The organism is Caulobacter sp. GW456-12-1-14-TSB4, from assembly GCF_059424195.1.
The window spans coordinates 268,646-287,958 of the sequence record NZ_JBWKZF010000004.1; the positions used below are offsets into that span (position 1 = coordinate 268,646).

Sequence of the window (19,313 nt, forward strand, 5' to 3'; positions counted from 1 at the left end):
ATAAGATAATACATCATACAACATGCCGCCCTCAAACAAGAAGAGGCGGGGAGGCATGGCGGACGACGCGTTGGGCCAGAAGGCGGAGTTCAGCCGTCGGTTCGTAACCTTGGGTCTCGGCGTGGCCATGGCGGCTAGCCCGTCCTTGGTGCGGGCCGCCGGCTCGCTGAAGGGCTTTTACGACATCCGCGACTACGGGGCGGTCGGCGACGGCATCGCCATCGACTCCGACGCCATCAACCGCGCCATCGAAGCCGCTTCTGCCGCCGGCGGCGGTACGGTCGTCGTGCCGCCCGGCCACTATCTCTGCTTCTCGATCCGCCTGAAGAGCTTCATCACCCTGGTGCTGATGAACGGCTCGGTGATCGAGGCCGCCGATCCGCGCAAGCACGCCGGCCGCTACGACCTGCCCGAGAGCGTCTATGACGAGCAATATCAGGACTACGGCGTCAGCCACTTCCACAACAGCCTGATCTATGGCGACGGGGTCAACGACGTCGCCATCATCGGCAAGGGCCTGATCCACGGCCTGGGTCTGGACCGCGAAGGGCCCGCGCCGCGCTGGCATGGCATCACCGGCTGGAAGTCGCCGGCCGAGCAGGGGCTGAGCGCCGACGCCGCCCGCCGGACCATCCCGCGCGAGATGGCCTATGAGGGCCGCGGCAACAAGGGCATCGGCCTGATCCGCTGCCGCAACGTGCTGCTGCGCGACTTCACCATCCTGCAAGGCGGCCACTTCGCCTGCTACGTGCTGGGCTCGACCAATGTCCGGATCGACGGCCTGACGGTCGACACCGACCGCGACGGCATCGACATCGACGCCTGCCGCGACGTGAAGGTCACCAACTGCATCGTCAACGCCCCCAAGGACGACGCCATCGTCCTGAAGAGCAGCATGGCCTTGCAGGAGCCGCGCTTCTGCGAGGACGTCAGTGTCATCGGCTGCAAGACCAGCGGCTACCTGCTCGGCACGGTCGTCGACGGGACCTACCAGCCTTCGCCCTACATGTCGGTGGACGACATCGGGGTGCTGGGGCGGATCAAGCTGGGCACCGACAGCGTGGCCGGCTTCCGCAACATCCTCATCTCGGACTGCGTCTGCGAGAACACGCGCGGCCTGCAGTTGGGCGCGATCGACGGCGGGATCCTGGAGGACGTGACCTTCTCGAACATCCTGCTGCGCAACCCGGTCAATCACCCGATCTTCGTGCGCCTGTCGGCCCGCAACCGCGCGCCGGAGGGCAACGGGCCGTCACAGGTGCGGCGCGTGCGGTTCTCGAACATCAACGTCTCGGGCGCGCGGGGGCCCTATGCCAGCGGCGTCGTCGGCATTCCGGGCGGGATCATCGAGGACGTCAGCTTCGCCGATATCCACGTGCGCTCGGCCGGCGGCGGCACGCGCGAGGACGCCGCCCGCGAGATCGAGGAGCGTCCCAAGTCGTCGCTGGAGCCCAGCTTCATGGGCGCTCTCCCGGCTCATGGCCTGTGGGTGCGCCACGCCCGCAACATCAGCATCAAGGACGTCAGCTTCACGGTCGACAAGCCCGACGCGCGGCCGGCCGTGGTGCTGGACGACGTGCAGGGCGCGGTCATCGACGGCCTCGGCTCCAGCCTCGCGCCCGGCTCGGCCGTCCGCGCCGTGCGCAGCCGCGAGGTCCGCGTGCGCGACGTCGAACGCCTGACCTGAACATCGAAGACAGAGAGACGCCATGACCCCTCGATCGTTCCGCGCCGGCCTGCTGGCCGGTCTCGCCGTCCTGGTGTTCAGCGCGGCCCAGGCCGCCGAGGTCAAGCCGCTGAGCGACGGCTGGCGCTTTGTGCGCAGCGACGCCGCCGGCGCCGAGGCCGTGGCGTTCGACGACAAGGCCTGGACCACCGTCTCGACCCCGCACACCTACAACATCGCTGACTCCGGCATCGGCGGGGCCAAGGCGCGGGGCGAGCCGGAAGGCGTCTATTATCGTGGACCAGCCTGGTACCGCTTGGCGCTCGATCATGCGCCCAAGCCCGGCCAGCGCTATTTCCTGCAGTTCGACGGCGCGGCGCTGAAGGCCGACGTCTATCTGAACGGGACGAAGCTGGGCACGCACGAGGGCGGTTATGCGGCCTTCCGCTATGACGTCACCGAGGCGCTGAAGGCCGGTCGCAACGTGTTGGCCGTGCGGGTCGACAACGCCCGCAACACCCGCTTCGCGCCGTTGAACGGCGACTTCAACGTGTTCGGCGGTTTGTATCGCGCCGTGAAGCTGGTCGAGACCTCGGACGTCCACGTGGACCTCGGCGACTGGGGCGGCCCCGGCCTCTACGGCCGCACCGAGAGTCTGGCGGCGGGCCAAGCGAAAATCGCGGCCAAGGTGCTGGTCCGCAACGACCGCAAGGCGGCCGCCAGCGTCGAGGTCGTGACCACCATTCTTGACGCCAAGGGTGCGGCGGTGGCCCAGGCCAAGGGCTCGGCCAAGCTCGCGGCCGGCCAGAGCCAGACGGTCCCGCAGGCCCTGGTGCTGAAGAAGCCCAAGCTGTGGGAGGGCCGACGCTCGCCCTATCTCTACCGCCTGCGCACCGAGGTGCGGGTCGACGGCAAGCTCGTGGACAGCGCCGAGGTTCCGCTGGGCGTCCGTACCGTCGGCCTCGACGGGGAGGGGCGGTTCCTGCTGAACGGCAAGCCCTATGCCCTCTACGGCGCGAACATCCAGATGCCGACCCGCTTCGGCAAGGGCCCGATCCTCAGCGACGCCGAGATCGACGAGGACATGCGGATCATGTCCGAGATGGGCGTCACCGCCCTGCGCCTGGCCCACATGCAGCATCCGCAGCGGGTCTATGACGCGGCCGATCGTTTGGGCATCCTGTTGACCACCGAGGTGCCGCTGATCGACGACATCGACCCGTCGGACGCCTTCCGCGAGAACCTCGTCCAACAGATGCGCGAACTGATCGCCCAGAACGTCAACCACCCGTCGGTGGCGCTGTGGGGCATCGGCAACGAGCTGCGCGCGTCGGGCGAGGCGCCCAACAAGCTGCTGGCGGCGTTGCAGTCGACGGCCAAGGAACTCGATCCGACCCGGCCGACAACCTACGCCCACTGTTGCTTGAAGGACGACGACCCGATCGCCCAGCACAGCGACACGGTCTCTTATAATCGCTATTTCGGCTGGTACTGGACCGAGAGCAAGGACATTGGTCCGTGGGCGGATGATTTGCATGCCCGCCTGCCCAAGCGGCCGATCGGGGTCAGCGAATACGGCGCCGGGGCCAGCATCCTGCATCAGGAAGACCCGGTTCTGCGTCGCCCGGTGGCTGACGGCTACTGGCATCCCGAGCAGTGGCAGACCGGCTTCCACGAGGTGCATTGGCGTGAGCTGAAAAAGCGCCCGTTCCTGTGGTCGAACTTCATCTGGGTCGGTTTCGACTTCCCGTCGTTCAAGCGCAACGAGGGCGACCGCCCGGCGATCAACGACAAGGGCCTGGTCACTGAGGATCGCAAGGTGCGCAAGGACGCCTACTACTGGTACCAGGCCAACTGGTCGGAGGTTCCGATGCTGCACATCACCAGCTCGCGCGACGTGAACAAGCGGACCAAGCACGTGAAGGTGAAGGTCTATTCGAACCAGCCGACCGTGCGGTTGCGGCTGAATGGCGGCGAGTGGGCGACCGTGGCGGTCGATGATCACGTGGCGCTGTGGGAGATCGACCTGGCGACGGGGGAGAACGTCGTTGAGGCCGAGACGCAAGGCGCGGGGAAGACGCTGAGTGAGAGCGTGCGGTGGACGTACCGGACTAACCCGTAAACCTCTCCGTCTCCCCGGCGAAAGCCGGGGCCCAGATTCATCCTGAGAGTCTGTCGTGAATGCGAAAGGGCGCTGAGTGAAAGCACTCAGCGCCCTTGGTTCGATCTGGGTCCCGGCTTTCGCCGGGAAGGCGGGGTTTAGGTTAGCCTCGGCTCTCGAACCGGTGATCGCCCGAGCCGATTTCCAGCACCAGCTTGCCGCGCTTCAGGCCCTGCACCGTCACGCCCGGCGCCTGAGCCGCCGCGACGCCATTCACCCGCACCGCATCGGCGTTCTTCGCGGGCACATGCACCTCGGCCCGGCTGTTGGTCGGAGCTACAAGCCGCAGCGCGAACCCGCCATCCGGCTTCAGCTCCCAATCCGTACTGATCCGCCCCAGGACGCTGTCATAATCCCCGCCGCCCTTGGGCACGCGCGGGTCCAGCACCGGGTCGAAGCGGAACGACAGGAACCCCGCGCGGATCGGCTCGATCCCCGCGATCCGGCGGAACACGAAGCCGGTCACCGCGCCCAGGGCGTAGTGGTTGAACGAGTTCATGGACACGTCGCCCACATCGCCGTTCCAGCGCTCCCAGATCGTGGTGGCGTCCTTGCGGATCATGTAGCCCCACGACGGGAAGTCGGTGCGCAGCAAGAGGTCGTAGACGACGCTGTCCTGGTCGTTGTCGGCGAGGGCGTCGAGGCTGAACGGCGTGCCCAGGAAGCCCGTGGACAGCAGATTGCCGCGCCGGCGGATGTCGGCGACGAGGTAGGCCGTGGCCGCCGCGCGCAGGTCCTGTGGAACGAGGCCAAAGCGCAGGGCCAGGATGTAGCCAGCCTGCGAGCCATTACCCATCGAGCCGTCGGGCCGCACGAATTCACGCTGGAAGGCGGCGGTGATCTGGCTGGCGAGATCGCGGTAGCGGACGGCGTCAGGCTTGCGGCTCGACCCGTACGCCATGTCGGCCATGGCCTCGACCGAGCGCTTCCACCAGGCGGTGGCGATCAGGGCCTTGGGCGTGGTCTCGTCGCCGGGGTTCTTGGCGTCCAGCGCCACCCAGTCGCCGAAGTCGTAGCCGCGTTCCTTGCGCCAGATCAGGTCCGGATTATTGCTGCGGATGAAGGCCAGGTAGCGGGTCATCGCCGCCCAGTTCTGGTCGACGATGGCGGTGTCGTTGTAGCGCTTCCACACCGTCCACGGCAGCATGACGCCGGCGTCGGCCCAGCCGGGCGAGGCGCCGAGGCCGAGATCCGCCCAGCCGGCCGGGGCGTAGTCCGGGAACTCGCCGCGCGGACCTTGGGCGTCGCGCAGGTCGCGGCCGAACCGCTCGGTAAAGGCGGCGACGTCCATGTTGAAGGCCGCCGCGTCCCAGAAGACGTTGGCGTCGCCGGTCCAGCCCAGGCGCTCGTCGCGCTGCGGGCAGTCGGTGGGCACGCCCATGAAGTTGCTGCGCTGGCTCCACAGGCTGTTGCGCCACAGCTGCTGGATCACCGGATTGGCGATGCGCAGGTGGCCGGTCTCGGTGAGGTTCGAGGAAACGACGACACCCTCGACATCGTCGGCGGTGGGCGCGCGGCCCAGGGCCTGGGCCAGACCCTCGACCTCGACATAGCGAAAGCCGAAATAGGTGAAGCGCGGCTCATAGGTCTCGCCGGCCGGGTCGCCCTTCAGGGTGTAGACGACGGCGGCGCGAGCGGCGCGCAGGTTGGACTGGTCGGCGCGGCCGTCGGCGGCCAGCACCTCGGCGAAGCGCAGGGTGACGACCTGGCCGGCCTTGCCGCGCACCTTCAGCCGCGCCCAGCCGGCGAAGTTCTGGCCGAAATCGAAGACGTGGCGCGCGCCGACGGCCTTGATCGTGGCGGCCTTCAGGGTCTCGATCCGACGGATCGGCGGGCTAATTTGGGCCTTGAGGGCGCAGGGCGGCGTTGGGGCGGGATCGACGGCGCGCCAGCCTTGGCCGGTGAAGCCGGCGGTGGCCCAGCCGGACTGTTCCAGGCGGGCGTCGTAGTCCTCGCCGTAGTAGATTTCGCCGCGCGTGATCGGGGCAGGGGCGATGCGCCAGGTCTCGTCGCTGGAGACGGTCTCGCGGGTCCCGTCGGCGTAGGTGATCTCCAGCTGGCCGAGGAAGCGCAACGGGGCGTCGCCGAACGTGTAGCGACCAGCGGGCGCGTGATAGCTGCCGTACCAGCCGTCGCCGACCATGGCCCCGATGGCGTTGTCGCCAGTGACCAGCAGGTCGGTGACGTCATAGGCGCGATAGAGGGCGGTCTTGCGGAAGTCGGTGCTCTCGGGCGTCAGCAGGGCGTCGCCGACCCGCTTGCCGTTGATCTGGGCCTCGTAGGCGCCCAGGGCCGTGGCGTAGAGCCGGGCGCGGGCGATCGGGCGCGCGACCTTGAAGTCCTTGCGCAGCAGGAAGGCGCCGTAGCCGGGCCACGCTTGGGGTTGGGTCTTCGAGACCTCGGCCTTAGCCCAGCCGCCGTCGGCGAAGCCCGGGCGCATCCAGTCGTCGGGCGCGTGCAGGGTGGTCTTCATGCCGCGCGAGGTGATCCGAAGGGTCTTGCCGCCCGGAAGTTCGGCGCGGACCATCACCGCCGTGGCGATCTCATGCAGTTTGGGCTCGTTGAAGCCGACCGGGTCCTCGACCTTGATCGCGACCACGTGGCGGCCGGCGGCCAGCTTGTGCCTGGTCTCGGCGATCGGGGCGACGCCGAAGGCGATGGGCGAGTGCGGCGGGCGCTGGACCGGCTGGCCGTCCAGCCAGGCGTCGGACTTGAAGTTGGCGATCGAGAATAGCGTGACATTGGCGGCCGCCGGCAGGTCGAAGGCCAGGCGGAAGTAGCGCGCCGAGCGGTCTGCGGGACGATCGCCGCGCATCCAGAGCAGGCCAGCCTGACGGTCGGCCTTGGCCAGCTCGCTCTCGGCCGCGATCCACTTGGCGGTCCAGTCGGACGGCGCCAGCAAGCCGGTCTCGAAGCTGGCGATGGCGCTGTTGGCCTTGCGGCCCTTGTTGTCGCGCACCAGAACGCGCCACCAGACGATCTGGCGCGACTTCAGCGGGCTGCCCAGCCACGAGACGTCCATAGACTGGTCGGTCAACACCTCGCCGGCGTTCCAGAGGTCGGCGTCGCCGGCCTCCAGCTTCTCGCGCGAGCTGGCCGCCTGGATCTCGTAGCGGGTCTGCTTGACGTCCGGATCGGGGCTGACCAGTCGCCAGGACAGCCGCACGGCCTGGTCCTCGACGCCGATCGGGGCGGTGACCGAGCCGGCCTTGAGATCGAGCACCTCGAGCGCAGGGCCTTGCAGCGCCTGGGCCGCCAGGGACGGCGACGCCGCTGCGACGCCGGCCAGGCCGGCGCCCATCATCAGGCCGCGACGGGAGACGCTCACTTGCCGGCCTCCGGACGCGGGCCGGCTTTGTCGATCACCGCCTGAGCCTCAACCGGCCAGTCGCGGGTCGGGACCAGGATGTTGTCCTTCTCCACATTGCCGATCTCGGCCAGCCAGCGGCCGCCGGTGCGCAGCGAGTTGTGCCAGTTGCCGGCAGCCAGGTTGTCGGTCGAGATCTTGCGGCGGAACATCTTGCCGGCGGTGTTGATGTTCAGCCACTTGCCCTGGGTATCGACGACATTGCCCGTCACCTGGAAGTGCTTGGAGCCCTCGTCCAGATAGATGGCGATCTTGCCGTCGATGTCGAAGATGTGGTTGCCGCGGATCACCGAGCCCGGATTGGCCGACAGATTGTAGATGGCGCCGCCGTCCATGTACCAGGTCTTCACGCCATGGATGCGGTTGCCCTCGACCAGGGTGTTCCGAAGCACCGTCGGCGTCGCGTACTTGGTGTTGTAGCGATAGCCCTTCTGGTTCTCGTCGTAGTTCGGGTTGCCGCCAGCGTCGTTGTAGCCCCAGCCCCAACCGACCGCGACGCCGTCATAGGGCGCGTCCGAGATCTCGTTGTGCAGGATGCGCGCGCCGTCGACGTAGGTCGTCAGGATGGCGGCGTTGTCCTTGTAGTCCTGGCTGACCGTGGCGATCGTGTTGTCGGCGATCTCGAGGTCGGCATTGACCAGCTCGGGGGCGGACGGGTGGTGAGCGTCTTCGCGCACGCCGCCGGCCATGATGGCGCTGCCCGACAGCACGGCGAACAGGTTGCGGTTGACGCGCACGCCCTTGGTGGCGAGGCCCTGGCCGGAGAGGTTGGCGTTGGCGTCGTTGCCGATCCCCAGGCCGATCTGGCCCAGCTGCGAGAACTGGTTGCCGGTGAAGACGATGTCCTGCGCCGCGGCGACCTGCACGGCGGCCGGGATCTGGCTCCACTTCTGGCGCATGGACTCGAACTCGGGGCAGCCCCAGCCGCACGATGTCCAGGCGTCGGCCGGGCGGAGGGGCGACGCATCCTTCAGGAACGCGCCGCTCTGCTGGTTGGCGTAGCCGGTCGGTTCCGACGGGCCCATCCACGAGGTGTACGAGAACCGCAGGCCCTCGAAGGTCAGCCCACGCACCGGCGCCTTGGCCGAGCCGCTGATCGAGACCAAGGCGGGCAGGGCGGGAACGGTCACCCGCAGGGTCTTGATGTCGTCGTCTTCGGCGATGCGCAGGTACAGCTTGCCGGCGGCCGGATCGACGAACCACTGGTAGGGCTTGGCGTGCCAGTCGTTGGTCTTGCCGATCAGCTCCAGGGCGTTGACCAGGAACAGCCGCGAGTCTTCGGGGAAGATCGGCTTGGAGAGGGTGTCATAGCCCCAGGTGTTGTTGTCCCAAGCCGGCTGGCGCATCGTCACCTTGGTCCCGTCGATGGCCTGGACCGGCGAGACGCGGTCGGTGAAGAAGCCTGTGGCCTCGATCTCCAGCCGTGACGGGTGCTTCAGGTTCGACAGGAACGCGAGCTTGGGATTGGTCACCTCGAAGCCCGTGGCGTTGAAGGTCACGTCCGAGGCGCGGATTTCCATCCACGGACGCTCGGCCAGGGTGTCGTTGACCCAGACCTGGCGGGTGTCGAGACCTTTGGGGATGTCGGCGACATAGATCCGGCGGTCGGCGTCGAACACCGCGAAGTTCGTGATGTCGAAGCCGCCCGAGACCAGTGGCCGCGCGCCGGCCTGGCCGCGCCAAGTGACGCGGTGACCGGCCTGGCCGCCGTCTGCCGCCGTGAAGACCAGGGGCTTGTCCAAGCGGTACTCGCCCGTCGCCACCTCGACCGTGACATCGGCCTTGGCGTTGCTGGCCCTCACCAGTGCTTGGGCGCGGGGCAGGGTGCGGACCGGGCGCTCGGCCGTGCCGGGGCTCTTGTCGTCGCCCTGGGGCGAGACGTGCAGCGTCACTTGAGCGTTCGCGAGAGCCGCCCAGGCCAGGACGGCGCCGGAGACCATGGTCGCCGCGAGGCCGCGAGCGAAGAGGGTTTTGACCATCACGAACTCCCTAGTCTTGTTCTTCTTGTCGAGGATGGCGTCAGGCCTGGGCGACGACCTGCCGCTGCTGGCCCAGGCCCTCGATGCCCAGTTCCATGACGTCGCCGACCTCGAGATAGAGCGGCGGCTTCTGGCCCAGGCCCACGCCCGGCGGCGTGCCGGTCGAGATCACGTCGCCCGGCAGCAGGGTCATGAACTGCGAGAGATAGGCGACGATGAAGGCGGGCTTGAAGATCATGGTCGCGGTCGAGCCGTCCTGGAACGTCTTGCCGTTGACGGTCAGCCACATCTTCAGGTTCGCCGGATCGGGGACCTCGTCGCGGGTGACCAGCCAGGGACCGATCGGGCCGAAGGTGTCGCAGCCCTTGCCCTTGTCCCACGTACCGCCACGCTCGATCTGGAAGGCGCGCTCGGAGACGTCGTTGATGGTGCAGTAGCCGGCGATGTGGACGTCGGCGTCCGCTTCGTCGATGTAGCTGGCGGTCTTGCCGATCACGATGCCCAGCTCGACTTCCCAGTCCAGCTTGGTCGAGCCGCGGGGCTTGAGGACTTCGTCGTTCGGGCCGCAGATGGCCGAGGTGAACTTCGAGAACAGTACGGGCTCGTCGGGGATCGGCAGGCCGCTCTCGGCGGCGTGGTCGGCGTAGTTCAGGCCGATGCACAGGAACTTGCTGACGCCCGCGACGCAGGCACCGTAGCGCACGCCTTCAGGGGCTAGCGGCAGGCTCTCCAGATCGAGGGCGCGCAAGCGGGCCAGGCCTTCGTCGGACAGCGTCTCGCCGCCGATGTCGGCCACCACGCCGCTGAGGTCGCGGATGCGGTTCTGGGCGTCGAGGACGCCGGGCTTTTCCTGGCCGATGGGGCCGAAGCGGAGCAGTTTCATCAGTTCACCCAGCCGCCGTCGATGACATTGATGGTTCCGGTCGTGAAGGCGGACTCGTCCGAGGCCAGGTAGACGGCCAGCGCGGCCAGTTCCTCGACGCGGCCGAAGCGGCCCATGGCCTGGCGGGCGGTGAACTCGGCATAGGCCTTGTCGAAGTCGCCGGTGTCGCGCAGGCGCTGCAGCAGGGACGGGGTCTCGACCGTGCCCGGGCAGATGGCGTTGCAGCGGATGCCCTTGGCCACGAAGTCGGCGGCGACCGACTTGGTCAGGCCGATCACGGCGGCCTTGGTGGCGCCGTAGGCGAAGCGGTTGGGCACCGCCTTGATGCTGGAGCACACCGAAGACATGTTGATGATCGAGGCGCCGCCATTGGCGATCATGCGCGGCAGGAAGGCGCGGATCATCCGGTACTGGGCGGTGACGTTCAGGGCGTTGGAGAAGTCCCAGGCGTCCTCGTCGCAGTCCAGGATCGTGCCGGCGTGGACGAAGCCCGCGCAGTTGTAGAGCACGTCGACGTTCGGGAACTCCTCGGCGATGGCCTTGACGGCCTCGCGGTCGGTGACGTCCAGCTGGCGGACGGTCAGCCCTTCGACGCCGTCCAGCGCCTCGGTGCGGATGTCGGCGGCGATGACCGTCGCGCCTTCCAGCTGGAAGGCCTCGACCGTCGCGCGGCCGATCCCTTGCGCCGCCGCCGTCACCAGGGCGGTCTTGCCTGCGAGCCTCATCTCGTCACCTCAAACATAAGACGTATGATGTTTGCTAGTGGCGATGGCCCGGCCCGTCAAGGCGCGATCGGGGGCATCGCCATAAAGAAAAACCGCGCCACGACGGGCGTGACGCGGTTCACCAGATTGGCAGGAGGGGGAAAGGTTTAGAAGCGCATCCGTACCCCGGCCGCGATGCGGCGGCCCGTGGTTCGGAACTCCTTCGTGCGGTCCGGCGTGACCGAGTAGATGAACTCTTCGGTGTCGGTCAGGTTCAGGCCGTCGACGAACACCGTGAAGTTGGCCGAGACGTTGTACGAAGCGCCGACATCCAGCTGGCCGTAGCTGTCGAAATATTCCGGCTCGCCGTTACGACCCGAGGCGACCTGCAGGAACTTGTCGCGCCAGGTGTAGGCCACGCGGGCCTGGATCGGACCCTTCTCGTAGAAGCCGACCAGGCTGTACGAGTACTTCGAAAGGCCCTCCAGACCGTACGACACGTTGGCCACGGTGTTGGTGTAGTTGGCGTTGGACTCGGCGTAGGTGAAGCTGGTCTGCACGCCCAGGCCATCGAACGGCGCGGGCAGCTGGTTGAACACCTGGCGGTAGCCCAGCTCGAAGCCCTTCACGACCGCGCCCTTGCCGTTGCTGGGCACCGTCACCTGGAAGGTGACCTGATCGACCTTCTGCGGCGTGGTGGTCAGGGTCACGAACGAGTCGATGTTCTTGTAGAAGACCGCCGCCGAAAGCAGCGACATCTCGCCGAAGTACCACTCGGCGCCGCCTTCGATCTGGGTGGCGCGGAAGGGTTGCAGGTCCGGGTTGCCGCGACGGATGGTTTCGTTGCCCGGGTTGGTCTGGATGGTCTGGCGTGGCGACAGGTCCGACAGGGTCGGGCGGGTCATGACGCGCGAGGCGGCCAGGCGGACGATGACGTCGTCGGTGAGGTTCAGGCGAGCGTTGAACGACGGCAGGATGTCGGTGTAGTGGCCCTTGAAGCTGACGGGCACGACCGGCGACACCGTGATGATGTTCTGGCCCGCGCCGTTCGGCTTGGCGCTGGTCACCGTGCGCGAGGCGCCTGACGAGGTGTAGTCGGTGTCCTCGATGCGGACGCCCACGTTCACGGCCAGCGGCATCGAACCCAGCTCGGTCTTGATGTCGCTCATCAGGTAGCCCAGCAGCACCTTCTCATCCACGACCGACGAGGCCGAGGGCGAAGGGACCGAGGGGTTGAAGGCCTTGCCGTCGCGGGTGGCGTATTCCTTGACCTGCAGGATCAGGGCGCGCGGATCGTAGATCAGCCAGTCGTGCAGGATGGTGTTGCCGTATTTGCCGTCGAAGAAGTTGCGGTTGGTGTTCTGGAACAGCGAGGCCGGCAGCACCTGGTTGGAGTCGCAGTAGGCGCACTGTTCGCCGAACGGCATCTCGATCGCGGTGATGGTCTTCTTGCGGTTCTGAGCGGCCAGGCCGCCACGCAGCGAGACCGCGCCTTCGGGCTTCCAGTTGGCGTCGACCGAGAACTCGTTGATCGCGTCATCGACGTCCGAGCCGCCGCCCCAGATGTAGTAGTGGGCGGTCACGCCCTGCGGGTTGGTCGCGGCGTTGGTGTAGTTGGGGCTGGTGAAGCCGTACGAGTACATCTCGTTGCCGCCGCGACGATCAAACCAGGTGTCGACGTTCTTGCGGCGGATGGTCGTGAAGTCGTTGTCTTCCTTGCCGCGACGCTCGGCCTTCGAGTGCGAGGCGTCGAAGGTCAGGGTCAGGTCGTCGGTGGCGTCCCACTTCAGGTTCAAGCCCAGCTGGTCGGTCGTGACCTTGCGATGGTCGAACTGGATGATCTGATCGACGAAGCCGCCCTGATAGCGCTGGTAGACCGCTTCCTTGCCCGCGATGACCTGCTCGACCAGCGTGCCGCCGGCGAAGTCATAGGCCAGGCCCGTCTGCTGTTCCTTGATGTTGGCCCGCGCGTAGAGGGCGTCGACCGTGGCGGTCAGGCGTTCGGTCGGCTTGTACTGAACGGTGCCGTTCAGGCCCAGCATGGTCTTGTCGCGCTCGAAGAAGAACGGCGACAGGTTCGAGGGCATCGAGATGTTGCTGAACGGCGCGACGCCCGGGCCGATGCGGGCGCCCGCGACGCCGCCGGCGTTGTAGTAGGAGTCCGTGCTCGAGCGGTACACGTGGCCGGCGCCGATGGTGAACTCGTCGTCGCGGACCTTCTGGTCGGTGTACGAGGCCGACACGGCGACACCAAAGGTGCGGTCGGCGTTGCGCCAGCTCAGCACGCCCGAGGCTTCCGGATTGTACTTGTCACGCAGCTCGGCCCAGGTGCCGCTGACCGAACCGGCGGCGCTGAAGGCCTGGCGCTGTTCCAGCGGACGCAGCGTGCGCACGTCGATGGTCGCGCCGATCGAGGCGCCGTTGATGTTGGCTTGCGGCGACTTGTAGACGTCGGCGCCCGAGATGATCTCCGAGGGCAGGACGTCGAACGAGAACTCACGGCCGTTGTTGTCGGTGGCCAGGGTGCGGCCGTTGACGGTGACGGCGTTGAACTTCGGGCCAAAGCCGCGGACCGAGACGTAGCGGCCTTCGCCGCGGTTACGCTCGATGGTCACGCCGGCGATGCGCTGCAGGGACTCGGCGACGTTCTGGTCGGGCAGCTTGCCCAGGTCTTCCGAGGCGATCGAATCCACGACGCCGACCGCGTTGCGCTTGATGTCGATCGATTGCTGCTGGCTGGCGCGGATGCCGGTGACGACAACCTCTTCGACGGCGGTCGAGGAGGCGTCCTGCGCCCAGACCGCAGAAGGAGCCGCCCATGCCCCCATGAGTCCGAGGGCGGTTGCGGCCATCAAAGTAGTCTTCGTGGACATGCTTGGATCCTGTCGTTTCAACCCCTTGGCCGTTTCCCGGCCTTATCCAAAGCATTTACGACAAGATAAGACGTATGTCAAATTATCATAATACGTCATACAAATTATCTGAGGCCTCAGCGCACACCCTTGATCGGCGCGACGCACAGGGCCGAAGCGAAGACGAACACGATCGCCGCCACGAAGATGGCCGCGTAGTTGTTGTGGAAGACGTTCAGCAGCACCGCCGCCATCACGGGGCTGAGGATCTGCGGGATGTTGACCGCCGTGGTCAGCACGCCCAGGTCCTTGCCCTCGTCGCCGACGGCGCTCTTGGGCAGCACTTGGGTCATCAGGGCCATGTCGATCGACATGAACATGCCGTAGCCGACGCCGATCACGCCGGCATAGATCCACATGCCGGTCATGTTGGGCAGGACCAGCGGGGCGACCATGGCGCAGCCCATGATCAGGCTGGAGGCGATGACGAACGGCTTGCGGCGCTGGAGCTTGTCAGACAGGAAGCCCGAGGTCAGCGACGAGACGATCAGGCAGACCAGGGTCAGCATCGCCAGGTTGGCGATGGTCCGGTTCGAGGCGGCGTCCGACAGGCCGATATAGTCCCGCAGTATGTAGAGCAGATAGGCCGCCACGGCCTGGTAGCCCATGTAGACCGTGAACCGGCCGGCGAACGCCCAGGCGAAGTCCGGGTGCTCCTTGGGACTGATCCAGAAGCTGGCGGCGAAGGCCTTCCACGAGAAGGGACGAGCGGGCGCCTCGGCGCTGGAGGGCTCGCGGTTGATCAGCACGAAGGCCAGGCACGAGACGGCGATGGCGACCGCGAACAGGCTGTAGGCCAGCACCTGGGCGCCGGCCAGATAGCCGGCCACGACGGTGCCGGCGGTCAGGCCGGCGGTCATGCCCGCGCCGACGATGCCCGACACCGCGCCGCGCGTCTCCGGCGCGAAGCGGTCGGCGATCACCGTGGTCATGGCCGGCTGCATGGAGTTGTAGGCCACGGTGGCCATCACCCACAGCACCATCAGCGACCAGAAGCTGGTCTGCCACGACACCCCGAACAGGGCCATCGAGCCGATCAGCGAGGCGACGGCGATCCAGGGCGAGCGGCGGCCCCAGCGCGTGCGGGTGCGGTCCGACAGGGCGCCGGCGATCGGCGTGGTCAGTGTCGAGAACACCGAGGTGATCGCGAATAGCAAAGCCAGGTTGTTGGCTTTTTCGCCAGGATTCAGCGTGGCGATCTGGTTGGGCAGCAGCACGCCCAGCACGCCGCTGTAGAGCGCCATCAAGAGGAAGAAGTTGACCATCAGCGACAGCTGCAGACGCATGCGGCCTGCGCTGGCGGGAGCCGTGACGGGGAGGGTGGTGTCCAGGCTCATGCGAGCGTCTCCGTCGTCAGGGCGTAGAATTCGGTCGCGGTCCCGGCCTCGATGCGGAGGCGGTCGCGCGGAGGTAGGGCGGTGATCGTGGTCTCGAACAGGCTCAGCCAGCGGGCGTAGCCGCCGGCCAGGTCCACGACCGGCCAGTCGCCGCCGAACATCAGGCGCTCGGGGCCGAAGCCGTCCAGGGCGTGGCGGATGTACGGGACCTGGGTCTCGTCGCGGCCTTCGGTCCAGTGATCCTGGGTGGTTAGGCCTGACAGCTTGGCGAAGACATTGGGGAAGGCGGCCAGACGGCGCAGGCTGTTGGCCCAATCGGCGCCGTGGATGTCGCCGGCATGGGCGGCGATGTCGGGCTTGCCCAGGTGGTCCAGCACGACGCGGGCTGCGGGCGCGCGCTCGAACAGGGCGTCGAGCAGGTCGATGATCAGCGGCAGTTGATGGTCACGGGCGCAAACGTCGATTGTCAGGCCGTGCTCGGCGGCTGCCACCAGGCCGTCCAGGTGACGAGGATCAGTGATGAGGGCGTCGGGCTCGTTCTGCACCGAACGGCGGACGCCGCGTACGAGAGGCCGCTGGCGCAGGGCGTCCAGGTGGTCGCCGACGGCCTTGCCCTTTTCCAATGGAGCGAAGGCGACGACGCCCAGAATATCCAGATCGGGATGGGAGAGGCTTGCGACCCAATCGACCTCGGCCAGCGCCTGTTCGGGCGCGCAGTCGGCCTGGACGAAGACGGCGCGGCGTACGCCGGTGCGCTGGGCGCTCCACTGCTCGGGACCTTGCCGACCGGCGATGGTCGGCACGAAGCGCAGCCAGTCGTAGTCGAGCCGGGCGGGGTCCCAGAGGTGCAGGTGGGCGTCGATCATTTGCCGGCCTTGCCGCCGCTGCCGGGCCGGATGTCCCAGCCGATGTCCAGCACTGGCGCCAGGGCGTCCTCGACCGCCGCCAGCACGGACGCGTCGAGCGGCGTGGTCAGGGCGGCGAGATTCTGGCGTAGGTTCTCGGCCTTGGACATGCCGACGACGGTCGAGGCGATCCCCGCGTCGGCGGCAGTCTGCAGGGCAAATTGCAAGGCGGTGAACGACAGGTCCGCGCCCAGCGCCGCGCATCGGCGCGCGGCTTCGGCGGCGGCGGCCTGGACGCTATCATGCGCGGGATGCCAGTCCGGCGGGCCGCCGGCCGTCAGCAGGCCCATGCCCAGCGGCGAGGCGTTGAATACCGTCACCCCATGTGCGGCCAAGCGCTGTGAAACCGGCCCCAGGCGCTGGTCCTGCAAGGTGTAGGTGCAATAGGCCATCACCGTGTCGACCTGCTCGGCGACGGCGATCTCCTCCAGCAGGGCCAGGTCGTAGCCGGTGATCCCGACATGGCCGATCACGCCCTGGGCCTTCAGCGCGCGCAGCGTCGGTAGGGCCTCGTCCAGCAGCTGCCGGCGGTCGCCGTGCTCGATGTCGTGGCATTGCAGGACGTCGATCCGGTCCACGCCCAGGCGCGCCAGGCTTTCGTCCAGGCTGCGCAAGGTGGCCTCGCGCGAGAAGTCCCAGTCCTTGTCGCCATAGCGGCCGATCTTGGTCATCAGCACGTAGGAGTCGCGGTCGGCGCCGCGCAGGGCCGCGCCCAGCGCCGTCTCGGCCCGCGTCAGGCCGTAGTAGGGCGCGACGTCGATCAGGTTGACACCGGCTTCCAGAGAAGCGGCGACCACGGCGTCGGCCTGGGCCTGCGACACGGCGTGGTAGACGCCGCCCAGCGAGGCGCCGCCGAGGGCCAGGGGCGAGAGGGGCGCGCCGAGGCGGGTGGTGATCATCCGGTTCATTTCCTACCCAGAAGCGTCCTTGAGGACGTCTTATCGTTCGCCGGCGGCGCGGCTGTTGGGCACCAGTCCCAGCCCCGCCCTGCGAGGCCGGACGTGCGGTCCCCCTGACTTCGACCATGTTCCGCTGAGTCGGTTGGCGGCGATCGCGGCTTCGTCGACCTCGATGCCCAGGCCAGGCTTGTCGCCCAGCACCAGGCCGCCGTCCGTGATCTGCTGATCGACCGAGAGGCCCAGCGGGAAGTTGAAGTCCTGGATCTCGATGCCGACCATGTTGGGCACGGCCGCGGCGGCATGGGCTACGGGATTGCAGTCATAGCCGACCGGCGAGACCGGCAGGTTGTGGGCATGGGCCGCCAGGGCGACGCGGTTGAAGTGGGTGATCCCCCAGACGCTGCCGGTCTGGACGATATCGACGGACTTGGCCTCGAACAGCGGCGTGAACTGGTCCAGGCCCGTCAGGTTCTCGCCCGTGGCGACGGCGGCCTTGATGGCGCGGCTGACGATCGCGTGGCCCTCGGCGTCCCAGCGGCGCAAGGGCTCCTCGACCCAGGTCAGGTCGACGCGGGCCTCGATCTCGCTGGTGTGGCGCACGGCCTGCTTGCGGCTCCAGCACTCGTTGACATCCAGCATCAGGGCCGGGCGCTCGGTGTTGCGGCGCAGGATGTCGCCTGCGAGGTTCAGTCGGCGGATATCGCGCTCGACGTCGCGGCCGCCCTTGATCTTGGCGGCGGTGAAGCCGCGCTCGGCCCACAGGCCATAGTGCGCCTCGAAGGCTTCATCGGTCAGGCCGTAGCACAGGCCCGAGGCGTAGCCGGGGACGAAGCGGTCGCGCGCGCCCAGGGTTCGCCATAGCGGCTCGCCGGCCATCTTGGCCTTGAGGTCCCACAGGGCCATGTCGACCGCCGCGATCGCGCCGTAGGTCGCCCCGGCGTGGCCGCTCTTGAACACGTGCGCCAGCATGCGGTCGTACAGCGCCGAGACGGCGCGGGGGTCTTCGCCCTCGACGGCCGGGAAGACCCGGTCGATGTCGGTGTGCTGGCCCAGGCCCACGCCGGTCAGGCCGCCGTCGGTCTCCAGCAGCAGGATGGGGACCTCAGTGACGCCGGCTTCGACCACGCCGTTCACGTCCCCGACGGGGCGCTGCCAATCGTGGATGGTCGTCAGGCTGCGATAGCCGGTAATCCGCATGGTGTCGGTCTTCAATCCAGAATATGGGACGACTGCCCTCAGATGAGATAATATGTATTATGAATTTTGGCTTTGCAACCCTTCGTAGGGCGCAAGCGGTTACGGCTTTCACGGCCTCGCTCCCGCTCGAATCTCGTATTGTGATACGACTGGGGCGTCGGGTAGAACGCTCGGACAACCAGATGAGCGCCAGGCTATGACAGCTTCCACGAACGCCACGGGCCTGCGAGCCGCCGCCGCGCGCCGTCCCCGGCTGGCCGTGGCCGTGGTCGAGGACCTCGTCAACGCCATCGTCACCGAGATCTACCCGTCCGGCACCGTGCTGCCGCCCGAGAACGTCCTGTGCGACATGTACGCCGTCAGCCGTACGGTCGTGCGCGAGGCCACGACGGCGCTGACGGAAAAGGGCCTGGTCGTCTCCCAGCAGGGGCGCGGCACGATCATCCAGGACGCCTCGTCTTGGAACCTGCTGGACCCGATGATCCTCAGCGCCCTGTTCCGGCGCGAGGACGGGCTCAGCTATCTGGACAATCTCTCGGAAATCCGCGCCTCGCTGGAAGCCAGCATGGCCGCAAAGGCGGCTCGCAACATCACCCCGGAAGCCGCCGCCCAGCTGGGCCGGCAGATGGAGCGGCTGGAGGGGCTGATCGACACCCCGGCCGGCTATGTCCACGAGGACGTCGCCTTCCACGACATCATCATGCGCCTATCGGGCGACCGCCTGAGCAAGGCGATCATCGACAGCATCCAGAGCAAGGCCGTGAAGACCTACAGCTATAGCGGGCGGCTGAACGTGGACCACGTCCGCGCCACGCACGAGGCGCACAAGCGGATCTACGACGCGATCGTGGCCGGTGACTCTGACGGCGCCGCCCACGCGATGCGCGACCACATCGAGACCTCGTGGCGCAAGCGCCGGCCGACCAGCATCGACAACCGGGCTAACCCCGCTGGATGACGCGCTTGGCCAGCGCGCCGAAGCCGACGCCAATCACCGTCCATAGCAAGGCCTGCATGCCGATCGAGGCGATGCGGAAGTCCCATAGCACCACGGCCGGGAAGTCGGTCGGCACCTCGTTGATCCTTGGCAGCATCGCCTGGGCGGCCGAGATCAGCACGACATAGGCTGCAACGGCGGCGAAGCCAGCGTTCAGCGCGCCCAGGCGGGCGTGAAGCTTGCGGCCGACGTTCAGGGCGGTGACGGCAGCGATCACCGACAGGGCGATCATCAGGAAGAAGGCGGCCGTGCGCAGGGCCACCGTCTCGTGCTGGCCGACGGCCGGCGGGGTGGGCGGGTACTTCA

At 67.6% G+C, this 19,313-nt stretch carries 13 protein-coding genes; 3 read left to right on the top strand and 10 right to left on the bottom strand.

Annotated elements, in window-relative coordinates; genetic code table 11:
- Positions 1–55 precede the first annotated feature (55 nt).
- Both AC07YH_RS05835 and AC07YH_RS05840 read left to right on the top strand, forming a co-directional pair.
- Positions 56–1,687, top strand: coding sequence for a rhamnogalacturonidase (locus AC07YH_RS05835; RefSeq protein WP_494746069.1), 1,632 nt, complete (start codon positions 56–58; stop codon positions 1,685–1,687).
- Positions 1,688–1,709: 22 nt separating this feature from the next.
- A complete protein-coding gene (locus AC07YH_RS05840; protein WP_494746070.1) occupies positions 1,710–3,788 on the top strand; it encodes a glycoside hydrolase family 2 protein in 2,079 nt (692 codons plus the stop codon).
- Positions 3,789–3,930: 142 nt separating this feature from the next.
- Here AC07YH_RS05840 and AC07YH_RS05845 read toward each other — a convergent pair whose 3' ends face one another.
- The 9 genes from AC07YH_RS05845 to AC07YH_RS05885 all read right to left on the bottom strand — a co-directional run bounded on the left by AC07YH_RS05845 (position 3,931) and on the right by AC07YH_RS05885 (position 18,025).
- The gene (locus AC07YH_RS05845; protein ID WP_494746071.1) at positions 3,931–7,155 is read right to left on the bottom strand and encodes an alpha-L-rhamnosidase; all 3,225 of its coding nucleotides are present in this window, start codon (positions 7,153–7,155) and stop codon (positions 3,931–3,933) included.
- Positions 7,152–9,173 (bottom strand): right-handed parallel beta-helix repeat-containing protein, encoded by a 2,022-nt coding sequence (locus tag AC07YH_RS05850; RefSeq protein ID WP_494746072.1) that lies wholly within the window; start codon positions 9,171–9,173, stop codon positions 7,152–7,154. Before AC07YH_RS05850 ends, AC07YH_RS05845 begins: the two co-directional genes overlap by 4 nt.
- 40 nt (positions 9,174–9,213) lie before the next feature.
- Positions 9,214–10,056, bottom strand: a complete 843-nt coding sequence (locus AC07YH_RS05855; RefSeq protein ID WP_494746073.1) for a fumarylacetoacetate hydrolase family protein — start codon at positions 10,054–10,056, stop codon at positions 9,214–9,216.
- Positions 10,056–10,781, bottom strand: coding sequence for an SDR family oxidoreductase (locus tag AC07YH_RS05860; protein ID WP_494746074.1), 726 nt, complete (start codon positions 10,779–10,781; stop codon positions 10,056–10,058). The genes AC07YH_RS05855 and AC07YH_RS05860 overlap by 1 nt, the downstream gene beginning before the upstream one ends.
- 146 nt (positions 10,782–10,927) lie before the next feature.
- Positions 10,928–13,633, bottom strand: coding sequence for a TonB-dependent receptor (locus AC07YH_RS05865; RefSeq protein WP_494746075.1), 2,706 nt, complete (start codon positions 13,631–13,633; stop codon positions 10,928–10,930).
- A 116-nt stretch (positions 13,634–13,749) separates the two neighbouring features.
- Positions 13,750–15,009 (bottom strand): MFS transporter, encoded by a 1,260-nt coding sequence (locus AC07YH_RS05870; protein WP_494746076.1) that lies wholly within the window; start codon positions 15,007–15,009, stop codon positions 13,750–13,752.
- Positions 15,006–15,875, bottom strand: a complete 870-nt coding sequence (locus tag AC07YH_RS05875) for an amidohydrolase family protein (RefSeq protein WP_494746077.1) — start codon at positions 15,873–15,875, stop codon at positions 15,006–15,008. Before AC07YH_RS05875 ends, AC07YH_RS05870 begins: the two co-directional genes overlap by 4 nt.
- Positions 15,872–16,813: an aldo/keto reductase gene (locus AC07YH_RS05880; protein WP_494746078.1), complete on the bottom strand. Its 942-nt coding sequence runs from the start codon at positions 16,811–16,813 to the stop codon at positions 15,872–15,874. The genes AC07YH_RS05875 and AC07YH_RS05880 overlap by 4 nt, the downstream gene beginning before the upstream one ends.
- 39 nt (positions 16,814–16,852) lie before the next feature.
- On the bottom strand, positions 16,853–18,025 hold the full coding sequence (locus tag AC07YH_RS05885; protein ID WP_494746079.1) for a mandelate racemase/muconate lactonizing enzyme family protein: 1,173 nt from the start codon (positions 18,023–18,025) through the stop codon (positions 16,853–16,855).
- A gap of 181 nt (positions 18,026–18,206) precedes the next feature.
- On the opposite strand from AC07YH_RS05885, the gene AC07YH_RS05890 reads away from it, so the two are divergent.
- On the top strand, positions 18,207–18,968 hold the full coding sequence (locus AC07YH_RS05890; protein WP_494746080.1) for a FadR/GntR family transcriptional regulator: 762 nt from the start codon (positions 18,207–18,209) through the stop codon (positions 18,966–18,968).
- Here the strand turns inward: AC07YH_RS05890 and AC07YH_RS05895 are convergent.
- Positions 18,952–19,313 (bottom strand): CbtA family protein (locus AC07YH_RS05895; RefSeq protein ID WP_494746081.1); only part of this gene is annotated, 362 nt, incomplete at its 5' end. The genes AC07YH_RS05890 and AC07YH_RS05895 overlap by 17 nt on opposite strands.